This window comes from Halopseudomonas bauzanensis (genome assembly GCF_900114735.1).
Classification (GTDB): domain Bacteria; phylum Pseudomonadota; class Gammaproteobacteria; order Pseudomonadales; family Pseudomonadaceae; genus Halopseudomonas; species Halopseudomonas bauzanensis.
The window spans coordinates 212,054-228,509 of sequence record NZ_FOUA01000004.1; the positions used below are offsets into that span (position 1 = coordinate 212,054).

The window sequence follows — 16,456 nt, forward strand, 5'->3', positions numbered from 1 at the left end:
TCCAGATAACAGAACAATTCAGAACATGGCCGAAGCGCAATATCGTGCACCCGGCCTACCGGTGATAAACTGCGGTCTTTGCAGCTAGCAAACAAGGAATATCCCATGTGCGGAATCGTCGGCGCCGTCGCCCAGCGTAATATCACTCCCATCCTGCTCGAAGGCCTGCGCCGGCTGGAATACCGCGGTTATGATTCGGCCGGGGTTGCCGTATTCGACGCCGACAGCGGCATCCAGCGGGTACGCGCCACCGGCAAGGTAATCGAGCTTGAGAACGCACTCGCTGCCACTCCCGCCATCGGTAACCTGGGCATCGCCCACACCCGCTGGGCAACCCATGGCAAACCGGCCGAGCATAATGCCCATCCACATGTATCCCAGGGACTGGCGATCGTGCACAACGGCATCATCGAGAATCACTCGGCGCTGCGCCACAGGCTGATCGATCTGGGCTATGTGTTCACCTCCGAGACCGATACCGAAGTGGTCGCGCATCTGATTGCCTGGCATTACAGCCAGACGCGCAATCTGCTGCAGGCCTTCCGCAACGCCCTGGGCGAACTGCATGGTGCCTACGCCCTGGCATTGATCCATGAGGATGAACCGCAGAACCTGTATTGCGCCCGTATGGGCAGTCCGCTGGTCATTGGCGAAGGCAGTGGCGAATCCTATATCGCCTCCGATCCGCTGGCGCTGCTGCAGGTGACCGACCGCTTCCGTTATCTGGATGAAGGTGACCATGCCCGCCTGACCATCGATGGTTGCGAGATCTGGGATCGTGAACACGCCAACGTCGAGCGCCCGGTCAAACGCTACGAGCATGCGGCGCATAGCCTGGACAAGGGTGAATACCGTCATTACATGCTCAAGGAAATCTTCGAGCAGCCCGAGGCCATCAGCAATACCCTCAGCGGCACCCTCGGCGATGACCACGTGCTGACAGCCATCCTCGGTCCAGATGCCGAAAGCCGTCTGGCGCAGGTGCAGAACATTCATATCGTCGCCTGTGGCACCAGTTATCATGCTGGCCTGGTTGCACGCTACTGGATCGAATCCCAGGCCGGCTTGCCCTGCCAGGTCGAGGTTGCCAGCGAATACCGCTATCGCACTGTGGTGGTGCCGGCCAATACATTGCTGATCACCATTTCCCAGTCAGGTGAAACCGCCGACACCCTGGCCGCCCTGCGCTTCGCCAAGGACCAGGGTTATCTCGCATCGCTGGCCATCTGCAACGTGGCCGGCAGCTCTCTGGTCCGTGAAGCCGACTGGCGACTGCTGACCCAGGCCGGCCCGGAGATCGGCGTGGCCTCGACCAAGGCCTTCACCACCCAGCTGGTGGCGCTGCTATGGCTGACTACCGCGCTGGTGCAGGTGCGCGGCCTGTCGCCCAACCAGGTGGCCGCGAACGTCGCCGCCCTGCGCCAACTGCCGCCGTTGATTGAGGCGGTACTGACATTGGAGCCAGCCATCACCACCCTGGCCGAGCGCTTCGCCAACAAGCACCACGCCTTGTTCCTCGGTCGCGGCCCGCACTACCCTATCGCCATGGAAGGTGCGCTCAAGCTGAAGGAGATCTCCTATATTCACGCTGAAGCCTACGCCGCCGGCGAGCTAAAGCATGGCCCATTGGCGCTGGTCGATGAAGACATGCCCGTGGTCAGCGTCGCGCCCAGCGACAGCCTGCTGGAAAAACTCAAATCCAACCTGGAAGAAGTGCGCGCACGGGGCGGACAGCTGATCACCTTCGCCTGTGAAACCATCGAACAACCCGGTGATGACAGTGACACCATCAGCTTGCCGCAGGTCGATGACATCATCTCGCCAATTCTCTACACGATCCCCCTGCAGTTGCTCAGCTACCACGTGGCGCTGGTCAAAGGCACCGATGTGGATAAACCCCGCAATCTGGCCAAATCGGTGACGGTGGAGTAGGCGTAGGCCCTCTCCCCTCGCGGGAGAGGGCTGGGGCCGCCCAGCTCCATGTCAAATCACCTCATCCACGCAGCAACCGCAACCCATTCGCCACCACCAGCAAACTCGCCCCCATATCGGCAAAGACCGCCATCCACATGGTCGCATCCCCGGTAAAGGTCAGCACCAGAAACACCGCCTTTATTCCCAGAGCCAACACAATGTTCTGCATCAATACCCGCGAGGTCGCCCGAGACAGGCGTACGAATGCCGGTATCTTGCGCAGATCATCACTCATCAGTGCGACATCGGCAGTCTCGATGGCGATGTCGGTGCCCGCCGCGCCCATGGCAAAACCGATATCCGCCCGCGCCAACGCCGGGGCGTCGTTGATACCGTCACCCACCATGCCCACCTTTCCTTCATCAGCCAGGCGTTCGATTGCCCGCGCCTTATCTTCAGGCAACAGGTTACCCTCGGCGCGGTCGATGCCGGCTTGATTGGCGATTGCTCGCGCAGCATGGGGATTGTCACCGCTGAGCATCAGCGTCTGGATGCCCAGGTCATGCAACTCGGCCAGCGCCTCGCGGCTACTGTCCCGGATCGTGTCGGCGACGGCAAACAGGCTCTGCACCTTGCCCTCAACCACCAGCAACACCACGCTTTTGCCCTGCGCTTCCAGATCGGCGACTGGTAGCCCTTCTGCCACCCTACTTAGCCCCAGTTCTTCCAGCAGCCGCTGATTGCCTAGGTGACACAGCCTGCCGCCGATCACACCACGTGCTCCCCGGCCCGGCAGCGCTTCGAACTCCATCACCTCATGCAGCGCCAGCCCAGCCGCCAACGCCGCATCGGTGATGGCCCGGGACACCGGATGGTCGGATCGCCGTGCCAGACTGGCCGCCAGCGTGCGACTGTCAGCCGGATCATGTCCTGCCAGGGGAATGAAATCAGTCTGGACCGGCTTACCGTGGGTAATGGTTCCGGTCTTGTCCAACGCCAACCACCGCAGCTTGTGGCCTTCTTCAAGGTAGGCCCCACCCTTGATCAGGATGCCTTGCCGGGCGGCCGCCGCCAGTCCACTGACGATGCTGACTGGCGTGGAAATAACCAGTGCACAAGGGCACGCGACTACCAGCAGCACCAGGGCCCGGTAGATCCAATCCAGCCAACCGCCGGCCATGAACAGCGGCGGCAATACCGCCACCGCTACCGCCAGGGCGAATATGGCAGGCGTGTACCAGCGGGCAAAGCGGTCAACGAAACGCTGGGTGGGCGCACGACTGGCCTGCGCCGCCTCTACCGCATGGATGATGCGTGCCAGCGTGGATTGGTCGGCTGGCGCAGTGACACCCAGTTCGAAAGACCCGGACTCGTTGATGGTACCGGCGAACACCACGTCCCCCGGCGCCTTCTCGACCGGCAGACTCTCGCCGGTGATGGGTGCCTGGTTCACGGTCGAGCGGCCTTCCAGTACTTCGCCATCCAGGGCGATACGCTCACCGGGGCGTACCCGTACCCGACTGCCGACCGTAACCTGCCCGGCCTCGACTTCCAGCCAGCTACCATCAGGTTGCTGCACCGTAGCTCGCTCCGGCGCCAGATCCAGCAGTTTGCGGATGGCATTGCGGGCGCGGTCCAGAGACCTGGCCTCGATGACCTCCGCCAGGGCAAAAAGCACCATTACCATTGCCGCTTCCGGCCAGTGGCCGATCAGCATGGCCCCGGTGACAGCGATGGACATCAGCGCGTTGATGTTGAGGTTGCCATGCCTGAGAGCGATCCAGCCCTTGCGGTAAGTGGAAAGACCACCAGTGAAAATGGCGCCCAATGCCAACAGCGTCACCAGCCAGTGATTCCCGCCCTGAACCCAATACACGACTTCCGCCGCACCAGCGGCAACCAACGCGACAACCAAGGTCCACCAGCGAGTATTGCTCTGCGCCGGAGGCGGCGCTGCGCCCCGATCATCATGCTGCACCGCCCGCATACCGATGGCCGCCAGGGCGCGCTCCACCGGTTCCAGCGAAGCCAGATGGTGATGCACAGTCAGTTTGCGCTGGAGCAAGTTGAAGTCCAATCCCACGATACCGGGCAGACCGGCGAGCTTATTGCGGATCAGCGCCTCTTCCGTGGGGCAGTCCATATTCTCCACGTGATATCGGGCAACCGCCGCAGCTGTCCCTGCCGGCTGGGTCATCTCCGGGATGACAGTGGCGGCATGGACGCTGTCGCAGCCGCATTCTCTGGTTGGCACTTCGCTCATGGCATTTCCTTGACTTGTCGTTCGGTATTGGGATTAGAATCCCTATAGCCACTATAGAGTCAAGCGGGAGCAAACATGGATATCAGAATCGGCGAACTGGCCCGACGTACCGGCTGCGAGGTCGTGACCATTCGTTACTATGAAAAAGAGCGACTGCTGCCGGAACCAGCGCGCAGCGAGGGGAATTACCGGCTCTACAACGAAGCCCACCTCGAGCGGCTGCAGTTCATTCGCCATTGCCGCTCGCTGGACATGTCGCTCGGGGAGATTCGGGCTCTGCTGAGTCTGCGGGAGAACCCTACCCTGGATTGCAGTGAAGTGAATGCCATGCTGGACACGCACATCCAGCAGGTGGAAGACCAGATTGAAGCGCTGGGTCAACTCAAGCAGCACCTGATAATATTGCGCGAAAAATGCGCCGGCGTCCGCCCGATGGAAGCCTGCGGAATACTGCAGGGCCTGACGGACAGTTCATGTCATACATAGAAGCCGTCAGCGCTCAACAAGATGGCGCTCGGCATGCTCTTGCATCGCTTGCTCGATTTCTTGTCCCAGATAGCTGCTCAGGGATTTCATGTAGACGGTCGAAATATGACTCTTGTCCTTGTAGACCAAAACGTTTCCCACGACCGCCGGACAGGTATCACGAGTACAGAAATAATCGCTCATATCGATGAAATGCGTAGCTGTACCCGCAACGTTCAATTGCTCCAGCACCAAGGTCTCCGTCAAGGCAGCGTTGCGCGGCCGGGAACATTGGGGTGAGTTTGCCCCGTTCATATCTACGCAGGTCGGTACATGAAAACCCATGAAAGGAGTATCGCGCACCGCGAGTATCTTGAAGCCCAGTGCCTGCAGCTTCTGCCACTGCTGCACGTAACCTTCAGGCACATGCTCGGGCTGATCGACTGTCATCGCTACCGTGGCTGTGGTGAAGACGAAATCCGGTTCGAGTTCGGCAATAGCCGCGAGTACATTGTCGTTCCATTGGGCACAGGAGTTCTGCCGATTCTCCGGTGACTCCTCAGCCAGCGCGGTAAAGCGGCAACCATTCTTGGTATAGCTCACCAGTCGCCAGTTGCGCTGCTGGGCGATGACATCCAGGGCGGGCACCCAGTGCGTGGCGTGCGAACTGCCGGCCACCGCGATAGTCATCTCCCCGTCGGCGCTCCCGTAATGGCAAGGCGTGGCCTCGGTACCATACAGGCCCTGGTGGCAACCTTCCCGGTAGGGTCTGGGAACATCCTTGCTGGCCATAAAGGGTTCCGGAACAATGGCAGCATGGGTGATGCCTCCGGAGGGGCTTCCATCGGCCAGCACCCGGGCACCAGGATAGAGAGTGGCGTCGACTACTTCAGGCACCCGGTATTCCTCGGTCAGGTCCTTCACCTCGTTGCGCCACAGCAGGATTGCCAGCACCAGCGGGGCCACTGCCGCCAACCCGGCCGCGTAGGCGAAACCAGGAGACCGTCGCCCGAGGTGTTTGCGTAGCGGTTTTTCGACCAACCGGGTAGTGAGCCAGGCCAGGATCAACGACAGCAGCATGATCACCACTCCGCCATACCAGGTGGTGGCCGGTTCACCGAAACTCGCCCGCAAGAAAATCATCACCGGCCAGTGCCACAGATAGAAGGCATAACTGATCCCGCCCAGCCAGACCAATGGCCGGATCGACAGCAAGTTCCGTGCGCTCAACGGCAGCATGCCCGCACCGGCACCAAGCACCAGCGCCGCGCCCAGCGAGGGCCACAACGCGGCATAACCCGGGAAGCTCAGCGACACATCCAGCAGAAACCCGCAGCTGACGATGGCGGCCAGCCCTATCCAGCCCAGCGGCCGGCGCAAACTACCATTGACCGTTATCCATGGCGTGATGGCGACAAGCCCCCCGAGTGCGAACTGCCAGACCCGGGCAAAGGTGTTGAAATAGGCAAAAGTCTGATTCGCCGCAGTATGGATGATGGAAAACCCGAGCGAGAGCATGAACACACTAACGAAGGTCAGCAAGAGCCCCCGTCGTTGGCTCAGTGCCAAACGTGAACTCAGATACAGCGCCAGCATGACCACGAATGGCCAGAGCGCATAGAATTGCCCCTGCGCCGACAGCGCCCAGTAATGTTGCACCGGGCTCGGCAGATTATCTCGCGCCAGATAATCCACCGAGTTCAACGCCAGCAGCCAGTTCTCCATATAGAACATCGCCGCCAGGCTTTCCTTCATTGCGGACATCCACAGCGAACGGGGTAACAGCAGCCAGGTCCCCAGCAATACTGCCGCGATCACCAACAGAGCGGCCGGCAATAGCCGCCGCGCCAACCCCGCCCAGAACACCAGCGGTCGCACCCGCCCCTGCTGGTCGTATTGCCTGAGCAGTGAGAGCGTGATCAGGTAGCCAGACACCACGAAGAATACATCCACCCCGCCGGAGACTTTGTTCATCCAGATGTGGAAGATGGCGACCAGCAACGCCGCCAGCGCTCTCAGACCTTCGATATCTCCGCGGAATGCCCCGGTATCCGAAACACCGGTAGTTACAGGCTTGCCCATGATTCACCCCAACTCGTTGACCGCATCATGAAAATGGCGGCCGCGTCCAATCGCTTCGAGGGTAATAGCCGACAGCGGCAGCTCCGGCCAACGAAACAATGCCCCCAGTTTCAGGTCCCACTCCGCGGGGTACAGCTTGAAAGCCCCGGCTCCAGGGGTGAAAGTGATTTCCCCCACGTAGATCCGCCCCTCGAACACGTACATGTCCACCCGGCAATAGCCAAAAGGTTGCGCCAGCCGCCGGGCAACATCGAGCATCTCGGCCAGCTCGGCAGGAGCGCGGGTAATGCCGGTATCGATACTGGGAGGCAACGTCTCGCCAAGACGGAACGGCAATTCCTGCCAATCTGCGGAGAACAGATTCTGGGTCATACGGCCGAACCGCCCGTTAATCACCTGGATAAACAGGTAGCTATCCCCTTCCACGGGGTTGAATACATGAATCTTGTAATCCGCCGGCGGCCCATTGGCTGTCAGTAATGCCTGTTCGAACAGCACCTGAGGGCGGATGGCCTTGTAATGCCGTTCGCCCCGACGTCGGGAAAAGTCGTCTCGCAACCAGGCATTACTCAACGCTGCAAGTTGCTCCATGTCTTCCCGAGACTTGTCGGAAACAATCTTGACCGCACCGCTGCTGTTATTCGTTTTCATGACAAAACTATCAGGCAAACATTCAAACTGTGACGCAGTTACCACTTCCATGGCGGCATACAAGGGAACATTGAATCTGTCTCCTACAGTGTCTCGAATATAATCACGAACCAACACCTTATCGGCCAGGCGTGAAAAATGTGGCAAGGGATAGCGCATTCGATGATGCAACTTTTCGGACAACCTTTGCGGGTCGCGGAAATTGCACAGTTTCCTGTGCCGTTTCAGGTATCTGAGTTGGTACTCAGCCCACTCCGGGAGCATATCAACGACCGACAAGGTAAACGAAGATTTCACCATCCTGGCCAGCTTTTCGGAGAACTTATCATCAACATCCATATAAACACCCCAACAAGTGAGGAAACCCCTGACCCGGCGCGGCAATATACGACTGCCCATGCCAATTTCAAAACATTCAGGCACGAAACCGAGCGGTGCGCCTTCACGAATCAGTAACGACTACAGCGTAATAACCGATCTATAACCAATTGCTAACGAACAAAACTTAATCTTGAATTATCTGCCTTAATATCCGGCGTGACCCATGCAGAGAGGGAGATAGCAATGGATTTACTGCACAAGCGACCTGCCAGGCTGTATCGATATTTTTTCGGTACAGCGGAGTTTAACGAAGCGCGCTTCGAACTTAGAATCGATGGATCACCGGTAGCAATCGAACGCAGGCCCTTGGTGTTGCTGGCAAAAATTCTCGAGCACGCCGACGAGGTAGTAACCAAGGGAGAGTTATTGCATACCGTCTGGGGCGGGCGGATTACCGTGGAAAACGTACTCGCCAACGCCATGGCCAAACTACGTAAGGCGCTGGGCGTCAATGCGCTGCTGTTGGTCACCATCCCCCGGGTCGGCTACCGGATCAAAGGACCGGTGAAGAAAATGGAGGCTCAGGCCGATTGCGATATCATTCCGACACAGCCATACGTCGGCGCAGGCGCAGCCATTGGCGACCCCCTGTTCACCAGCGCCCGGATAGCGCCGCCCGCCCCCTCGTTCCACCATCTGGATGTAATTCCCCTGAACCCCGCCGGATTCGATCGGGCTGGAATGATTCTGGATGCGGGCACCGCAATGAATACAACGCATGCGGGAGCACGCGCCTTCCACCATACAGGTGGCGCTACCTTGGAAGCCTGGGCCGGACAGCGTCACCTGGACATCATGCCAATCGAACAACGGCTCAACCTGTTCATGAGCTTGGCGAGGGAAGTGTCCGAGCAACACTCCAGAGGCACTGTCCATGCGTTCTTGCAACCGGACAATCTCATCGTTGCGGATAACGGCCGCATTCGGATTACCGCACCGGAAAAGTCCCTGGCGAATCCCGGGCAGCCCCATAAAACAAGCTGCTGCTGCTTTTACCGGGCGCCGGAAACCTACCGCAACGACGATGTAACCCCGCGCAGTGATATCTACTCGCTGGGGATTCTGCTGTATCAGTTACTAACATCGGATTTTTCCCGACCGCTGCTTCCCGACTGGCGACAGGACATTACCAACAGATCGCTCCAGCACATCATCGAAGCAGCCACGCACTCCTGCCCTTCATTGCGCCCGGAGTCCGTGGAAGAATTTATAAAACCGTTGTACACCCATCGTATCGGACATCACCAGAAGCCTGAGATCTGGACGGCGACCTCAGCCAGCATGCTCCGGCAGTAACGAACTTTTTATTACCAACTGCCTTTCTCAAACGTGCAGTAGCCGTTGTGGCTGCCGTATGCCCGCCTGAGAAGTTCAACCATACATAGCGACAACAGTCTTCAGGATCCGACTGCAAATCCTGGGGCGGTAGCGTGCCTGAAGCCTCACCCCAACCCAGTTGGAACCGACGCTTCAAGACCACTTCATCATGCGCATGCGCAAGGGAAATCATGCAAAACATCACCTCCCCCTATCGAAACCAGAGCAGTACCGACGAAATCGACTTGGCGGTGCTCTTCGGCGCGTTGATCGATGGCAAATGGATCATCGCCGGATTGACCCTGGGGTTCGCTCTACTTGGCATGACCTACGCCATTCTGACCACCCCGATATACCAGGCCAACGCTCTGATCCAGATTGAAGAAAAGAGTGGTGGCCTGGCAGGTATGTCGGAGCTGTCGGATGTATTTGGCGGCCCCTCCAAGGCCGTTACCGAGATCGAGCTGATCAAGTCCAGAGCGGTGATCGGTCAGGCGGTTACCAACCTCAAGCTGGATACGGTAGCGGCACCCAATTACTTTCCGGTTTTCGGCGAATGGGCCGCGCGGCGCTTCCAGCCCGAGTTCGCTGGTGAGCTGGCCCTGCCCTGGTTTGGCCTGGTCGAATACGCCTGGGGCGGTGAAGAGCTGGAAATATTCCAGCTACATGTACCTACCGCTTACCTGGACACACCGCTTACCCTGGTCGCCGGCGCCCATGACTACTTCAGTCTATATGACGGCAATGATGAGCAACTGCTGACCGGCCAGGTCGGTCAACAGGTCGAGCAGAACGGATTCAGGGTGCAAATCGCCAGGCTCCAGGCCCGTCCCGGCACCCGCTTCACAGTAGCCCGAAACCGCCTGCTGAACACCATCATGTATTTCCAAAGCGAGCTAGACGCCAGCGAGCGCGCCAAGGATTCCGGTATCATCAGCCTGTCCCTGCAACACGCCGATCACCAGTATGCGATCCGGGTTCTGGACGAAGTCAGTCGACTCTATGTGCGCCAGAACGTCGAACGTAACTCGGCGGAGGCCGCGCAAAGCCTGCAGTTTCTGCGTGAACAGCTGCCCCAGGTACGCTCCGAGCTGGAGCGCTATGAACAGGCACTGAATGACTTCCAGATGAGCAGCAGGTCCGTGGACATCTCCATCGAGACCCAGTCAGTGCTGAACCAGATCATCGAGCTGGATACCTTGATCTCCGAACAGGAACTCAAGCGTACCGAGCTGCAGCGCCGCTTTACTGGTGAGCACCCGTCCTATCAGATTCTGCTGGAGCAGACCCAGCAACTGCAGCGCCAGCGCAACGAATTGAGCAAGAAGGTCGATGAACTGCCCGAGACTCAACAGGAGCTGCTGCGGTTGTCACGTGATGTTGCGGTAACCACCGAGGTATATACCGCAATGCTCAACCGCTCGCAGGAACTGGACGTCCTGCGCGCCGGCACCGTCGGGAACGTGCGTATCATCGATGCAGCCGACGCCAGCGTGTCGCGTCCCGTCAAGCCGCGCAAGACTATTGTCACCATCCTGGCCACGCTGTTCGGCGGGTTCCTCGGCGTCGCCCTGGTCCTGCTGCGCCAGATGCACAATCGCGGAGTGGAAAATCCCGAACTCATCGAACAGCTCGGCCTGCCGGTCTATGCTGCCATTCCCTTCAGCAAAGATCAGGAACATCTGGAGAAGCAGATGCGCAGTAATAGCCGCGCCGCGCAACGTGACAGTCTGATCCTGGCGCTGAAGAACCCCGCCGACCTCGCGGTGGAGTCCTTGCGGCGCCTGCGTACCAGCCTGCATTTCGCCCATGCCGAGGCGATGAACAATGTCTTGATGATCTCGGGACCCAGCCCCTCCGTGGGCAAGTCCTTCGTCGCCGTGAACCTGGCCGCCAGCATGGCTCAGACCGGACAGAAAATCCTGTTGATCGACGCGGATATGCGTAAGGGCTACCTCAACAAGGTATTTCGGCTACCGGCAAGGGATGGTCTGTCCGATCTGCTGACTGCCCGCATCGATATCGACACCGCCATCCAGCGCACCGAGATGGACAACCTGCACTTGATGGCACGAGGCCGCATTCCACCCAACCCATCCGAACTCCTGATGCATGAGAACTTTCGCCGTTTCCTCAGGGAGATCGACAACCGATACGATCTCATCATCATTGATACCCCACCGGTACTGGCAGTCACCGATGCCTCCATCGTCGGCCGTGAAGCCGGTATCAGTCTGCTGGTCACGCGTTTCGGACAGAATTCGGCCAAGGAGATCGAAGCCGCCAAACGCTGCTTCGAACAGGACGATATTCAGCTCAAAGGGGCCATCTTCAATGCCGTAATCAAAAAGTCATCCGCCTATGGATACAGTCAGTACGGCCATTACTTCTACGAATACAAATCGGAAAAAGCATAGGCCCCTCACTCACCCGACTGCCATAGAAGCGCGCTGGATTCTCTGAGGAATTATCATGAAAGTAACCGTATTTGGTACCGGCTATGTAGGATTGGTGCAGGGCGCCGTGCTGGCAGAAGTCGGCCATCACGTTATCTGTGTGGATGTGGATCCGGGCAAGATCGAGCGTCTGCAACAAGGTCAGATTCCGATCTACGAACCCGGCCTGGAAAACCTGGTGCGCGACAACCACGCCGCTGGCCGGCTGCAGTTCACCACCGACGCCCCTGTCGGGGTCCGTCATGGCACAGTGCAATTCATCGCGGTCGGCACGCCGCCGGATGAAGATGGTTCCGCCGACCTGCAGTATGTCCTGGCCGTCGCCGCCACCATTGCCGAACACATGGATGGGCACCGCATCATCATCAACAAGTCCACGGTGCCGGTGGGGACCGCGCGTCAGGTCTGCGAAACGGTCAACGGCGTGCTGGCCAGGCGCGACGACCCGGCGCTCACCTTTGATGTCGTGTCCAATCCCGAGTTTCTCAAGGAAGGTTCAGCGGTGGCCGACTGCATGCGCCCGGACCGGATCATCATAGGGACCGACAGCAGCGACGCCGAGGAAGTGATGCGCGAGTTGTATGCGCCCTTCAATCGCAACCATGAAAAGATCATCGTCATGGATGTGCAGAGCGCCGAACTGACCAAGTACGCAGCCAATTGCATGCTGGCGACCAAGATCAGTTTCATGAACGAAATGGCCAATCTGGCCGAGTTACTCGGCGCGGATATCGAGATGGTACGCCAGGGTATCGGCTCGGACCCGCGCATCGGCTACCACTTCATCTACCCCGGTGCCGGCTATGGCGGTTCCTGTTTCCCCAAGGACATCCAGGCGCTGATACGAACCGCCGAAATCGTCGATTTCGATGCCCGGCTGCTACGAGCTGTGGAGTCACGCAACCAAGAGCAGAAGACCATGCTGTTTCGCAAGATTTCCCGACACTTTCAGGGGGACCTCCACGGCAAGACCTTCGCCATCTGGGGGTTGGCCTTCAAACCCAATACCAATGATATGCGCGAAGCACCCAGCCGGGTGTTGATGGAAGCGCTCTGGAAAGCCGGCGCACGGGTCCGCGCCTACGATCCCGAAGCCATGGAAGAAACTCAGCGCCTTTATCTGGATTGCGATGAGCTGCAGCTGTGCGGTACCAAGGAGTCGGCACTCAAGGGGGCCGATGCCCTGGTCGTGGTGACCGATTGGCAGGCTTTCAAAGCGCCGGATTTCGAGCTGATTCGCAACTACCTCAACAAGCCGGTGGTCTTCGACGGCCGTAACCTCTATGACCCCAGACGCATGGCGAAGAACGGCTTTCAATACTACGCCACCGGACGCTGAGATGAAGATCGCCATTCTCAATACGCTGTATTACCCCTACCGGATCGGCGGAGCCGAGGTCTCGGTGCAGTTGCTGGCCGAAGCCATGGCGGACCAGGGGCATGAGGTCAGCGTGATCAGTCTGCACGACGCTCCGGACAGCCGCGTCGATCAGTTGCACGGCGTTACGCTGTATCGACTGCCTCTGCGCAATCTGTATTGGCCCTTTACCGGCTCCCCTGCGCGACCGCTGCGGTTGTTGTGGCATTTGCTGGATATCTACAACCCGCTCGCCCGGCTCGATGTCTCCCGTTTGCTAAGACAGATACAGCCGGACCTGCTGCACACCAATAATCTGGCCGGTTTCTCGGTCGCGGTATGGGACGCGGCGCATGCACTTGGCATCCCGGTAGTGCATACCACGCGGGACTATTATCTGATCCATCCCAACTGCACGCTCTATGACGGCAACCGCAACCAGGATCCAGGCTCGCTGAGCTGTCGGCTATTTTCCCTGATCAAGAAGTGGCGGTCCCGGCGCGTTCAGCAATACGTAGCAATCAGCAACCACGTTCGTGCTTTGCATCTGCGGCTGGGCTACTTCCGTGCGGCACCTGCCAAGGTGATCTACAACTCGGTAGCCCAACCGCTACCCTCCTCACGTTCGTTCCCAGCCAACGGCGGCCTGACGCTCGGCTATTTAGGCCGAATAGAGCCGGCCAAGGGTGTGGAAACGGCGCTACAGGTATGCCGTCGGCTCGGTCCCGGATACCGGCTATGCCTCGCCGGCCGGGGTGACAGCGCCTACGTGGCCAGGCTGCAATCAACCTATGCCGGCCTGGATCTGGCCTGGCTGGGGCACGTATCACCGGATGAATTCTTTCCAGACATCGACATCCTGCTGGTGCCGTCGCAGTGGGCCGAGCCCTTGGGTCGCGTGGTATTGGAGGCCAATGCCCATGGTGTACCGGTGGTCGCCTCGGATGCCGGGGGCATCCCCGAGATCATCAATGCCGGCGAGACTGGCTATGCTTGCCCCGCCGGTGACATCAATGCCTTTGTCACCGCAGTCCAGCGATTGGCAGCTACCAACCGGCAACAGCTGCGTGAACAATGCCTGGCCTGGGCCACGCAGTTTTCCGGCGACCGCATCACGGCTCGGTATATCGACGTTTATCAGACACTGCGAACCGATCAGACCGAACCACTTTCACCGACCCAGACCATTACCTGAACCCCGGCAGCCTACCTGCCGCTACATCGCGCCGCGCTCAGCCGCCCGAGACCCCATGAAAACCCAGTATCTTCGACTCAATGCCGCCTTTCTGGCGCTGGTATGTCTATTTGTCGTGTTCGGCAATCTGCCACGCTTTGTGCCAATTGCTGGTTCCTTCGGCAACGTCAATGCCAGCGAGCTGGTGATCTACTTATGCGCCGCGCCCATCCTGATCAAGAACTTCAAGCGGTTGATCACCTCCCGAGCGGTACTCTTTCTGCTCGCGGTCAACGCCTTTTCTCTGGGTGTCGGCATCTACCATTATGGCTTGGCGCTGGACTCGATGTTCTACAACATCCGGCTCAGCGCGATGATCCTCTCGGGCTTCGCCGCTGGCGTGGCGCTGCACTGGATTTTCCGTGATGACATTACCCGTCTGACCAAGGCCTACGTTGTCACCTATGGCGCCGCAGCTCTGTTCAGTTTCGTGCTGCTGGTTATTTATCCCGACTCCACAGTGCTATGGCTCAAATTGGAACAGATGGGTATCAGTTTTACCGGCGACCCCCATCAATTCCGCCTGGTCTCGACCTACCTGGACCCAAACTTCTTCGGCACTATCATCGTATTGCCAATCCTCATGGGCACCTTGCTGATACAGCGCAGCAGCTATTTTGCGATCTTCCTGCTGATGGTGATCGCCCTGCTGTTCAGCTTCTCCCGTTCAGGCATTTCCCTGGCGCTGCTGGCATTCGCTTGCGTATTCGGCCTGCGCATCCTGAGCATGGTCACCCAGTATCAGAGCAAGCACATCGGCGTGCGACCGGCCCATGTTTACTTCCTGTTGCTTTCACCTTTTCTCGTTTTGGCGCTGATATATGTTTTCGACAGCCAGGTGGAGCGAGTGGTCGAACGCTTCACCACGACTCGTGATGACGGCTCGGCGCTGTCACGGCTGCGGGCGTTCGATACCGGCACGGAACTGATCGCCCAGCACCCGCTGCTCGGCCACGGTTACAACTTCGCCATCCGCTATTTGTTCAAAGATGGCACCAAGGTCGACTCCAGCCTGCAGATGGTGATCATGAGCTACGGATTCATCGGCACTTTGGTGACCTTGGTGGCAGGCAGCCTATGGGCCTGGGTCATCAGCGGCAAGTTACGCCAGCTCCCTTCGCCCCTGCCCTATCTGCTGTTTCGCAAGTTATTGATTTACACCGCGCTCACCCTGCTCTGGGCCGGGCATTTCAATCAGATTGTGTTTTACCCCTTCTGGCTGCTGCCAGTGCTGGCTCTGTTTTTCTACTTCGACCAGCTCTGCGTAAGCCTGAAGTCCCCCCATCCTTTTCGGAGCCCGCATGGAACATTCGCACATAGCTTTTGATTCCAGGTGGATTGGCCAGCACGGCATCGGTCGATTTGCCACGGAGTTGCAGGACCGTCTCAACTTTACCTGTCTGTTTGACGACCCGAGCCCTCCCGCTTCCTTTTCCTCGTCAGTCCGGCTCGGTCGCTGGCTTGCCGGTAGCGGTGCGAAGGCGTTGTACAGCCCCGGTTACATACCCCCGTCGGGAAGCCGGCTGCCTTTCGTCTTCACCATCCATGACCTCAACCATATCGATGTCGAACACAACAGCTCCACCCTGAAGCGACTCTATTATCAGCTCATCATCCGCCCGGCGATCCATCGCGCCGAGCAGGTACTGACCGTGTCGGAGTTCTCCCGTGGGCGGATCGTCGAATGGGCCGGTTGCGATCCCGAGCGGGTGACGGTAGTCGGCAATGGGGTCAGCGATATATTCCATGCCGAGGTCTCCCCCATGCAGCCCGGTTACGCCTATTTCTTCTGCTGCAGCAACCGCAAGGGCCACAAAAATGAAAAGCGTCTGATAGAGGCGTTCAAGCTCAGCGGCCTGCACCGCGACTGCAAATTGGTATTCACCGGCAAGGCCAATAATGCCTTGCAGCAACTGATTTCCCGTGAGGGTCTGCAGCAGCAAGTGCTGTTCACCGGTCATCTCTGCGAAACCGAGCTGGCGAGCTGGTACCGCGGTGCTATCGCCACGGTCTTCCCCTCACTCTATGAAGGTTTCGGCCTCCCCGTGGCTGAAAGCATGGCCTGCGGCACACCGGTCATCACTTCGGAACTAACTTCAATGCCAGAAGTGGGAGGCAATGCCGCGCTCTATATCGATCCCCATGACAGCGACAGCATATCCCTGGCGATGATTGCGGTGGCCGAAAATGCCGAATTGAGCAGCCGACTCTGCAACAGAGGGTTGACGCAGTCTCGGAACTTCACCTGGGACAGAACCGCGAGCCTGGTCAGAGATGTTCTGACGCAGCTGCAAGCCCAATGATCAGCCTGTCCCGCCTCATCTCAACAAGGAACT

At 58.8% G+C, this 16,456-nt stretch carries 11 protein-coding genes; 8 read left to right on the top strand and 3 right to left on the bottom strand.

Going from position 1 to position 16,456, the window contains the following annotated elements:
* Positions 1-105 precede the first annotated feature (105 nt).
* Positions 106-1,932, top strand: a complete 1,827-nt coding sequence (gene glmS / locus BM267_RS10950; protein WP_036992462.1) for a glutamine--fructose-6-phosphate transaminase (isomerizing) — start codon at positions 106-108, stop codon at positions 1,930-1,932.
* A gap of 61 nt (positions 1,933-1,993) precedes the next feature.
* Here the strand turns inward: glmS and BM267_RS10955 are convergent, their stop codons facing one another.
* On the bottom strand, positions 1,994-4,177 hold the full coding sequence (locus tag BM267_RS10955) for a heavy metal translocating P-type ATPase (protein ID WP_074779992.1): 2,184 nt from the start codon (positions 4,175-4,177) through the stop codon (positions 1,994-1,996).
* Positions 4,178-4,258: 81 nt separating this feature from the next.
* Between BM267_RS10955 and cadR the strand changes: the two genes are divergently transcribed.
* Positions 4,259-4,663: a Cd(II)/Pb(II)-responsive transcriptional regulator gene (cadR, locus tag BM267_RS10960; protein ID WP_456236213.1), complete on the top strand. Its 405-nt coding sequence runs from the start codon at positions 4,259-4,261 to the stop codon at positions 4,661-4,663.
* A gap of 6 nt (positions 4,664-4,669) precedes the next feature.
* Here cadR and BM267_RS10965 read toward each other — a convergent pair whose 3' ends face one another.
* Complete coding sequence (locus BM267_RS10965) at positions 4,670-6,724, bottom strand: acyltransferase family protein (protein ID WP_074779994.1); 2,055 nt, start codon at positions 6,722-6,724, stop codon at positions 4,670-4,672.
* Between the two features lie 3 nt (positions 6,725-6,727).
* A complete protein-coding gene (locus BM267_RS10970) occupies positions 6,728-7,714 on the bottom strand; it encodes an ATP-grasp fold amidoligase family protein (RefSeq protein ID WP_074779996.1) in 987 nt (328 codons plus the stop codon).
* Positions 7,715-7,939: 225 nt separating this feature from the next.
* Between BM267_RS10970 and BM267_RS16805 the strand changes: the two genes are divergently transcribed.
* The 6 genes from BM267_RS16805 (at position 7,940) to BM267_RS11000 (ending at position 16,423) form a co-directional block, all read left to right on the top strand.
* Entirely contained in the window at positions 7,940-9,052 is a 1,113-nt protein-coding gene (locus BM267_RS16805) for a protein kinase domain-containing protein (protein ID WP_074779998.1), read from the top strand.
* Between the two features lie 212 nt (positions 9,053-9,264).
* Positions 9,265-11,490, top strand: a complete 2,226-nt coding sequence (locus tag BM267_RS10980; RefSeq protein WP_074780001.1) for a polysaccharide biosynthesis tyrosine autokinase — start codon at positions 9,265-9,267, stop codon at positions 11,488-11,490.
* Positions 11,491-11,545: 55 nt separating this feature from the next.
* Positions 11,546-12,868, top strand: coding sequence for a UDP-glucose dehydrogenase family protein (locus BM267_RS10985; RefSeq protein ID WP_074780003.1), 1,323 nt, complete (start codon positions 11,546-11,548; stop codon positions 12,866-12,868).
* A 1-nt stretch (position 12,869) separates the two neighbouring features.
* Positions 12,870-14,081 carry a glycosyltransferase family 4 protein gene (locus BM267_RS10990; RefSeq protein ID WP_074780005.1) on the top strand — a complete coding sequence of 404 codons (1,212 nt, stop codon included), beginning with the start codon at positions 12,870-12,872 and terminating at the stop codon, positions 14,079-14,081.
* Positions 14,082-14,136: 55 nt separating this feature from the next.
* On the top strand, positions 14,137-15,447 hold the full coding sequence (locus BM267_RS10995; protein ID WP_074780007.1) for an O-antigen ligase family protein: 1,311 nt from the start codon (positions 14,137-14,139) through the stop codon (positions 15,445-15,447).
* Positions 15,422-16,423: a glycosyltransferase family 4 protein gene (locus BM267_RS11000; protein ID WP_036992474.1), complete on the top strand. Its 1,002-nt coding sequence runs from the start codon at positions 15,422-15,424 to the stop codon at positions 16,421-16,423. The genes BM267_RS10995 and BM267_RS11000 overlap by 26 nt, the downstream gene beginning before the upstream one ends.
* Positions 16,424-16,456 lie beyond the last annotated feature (33 nt).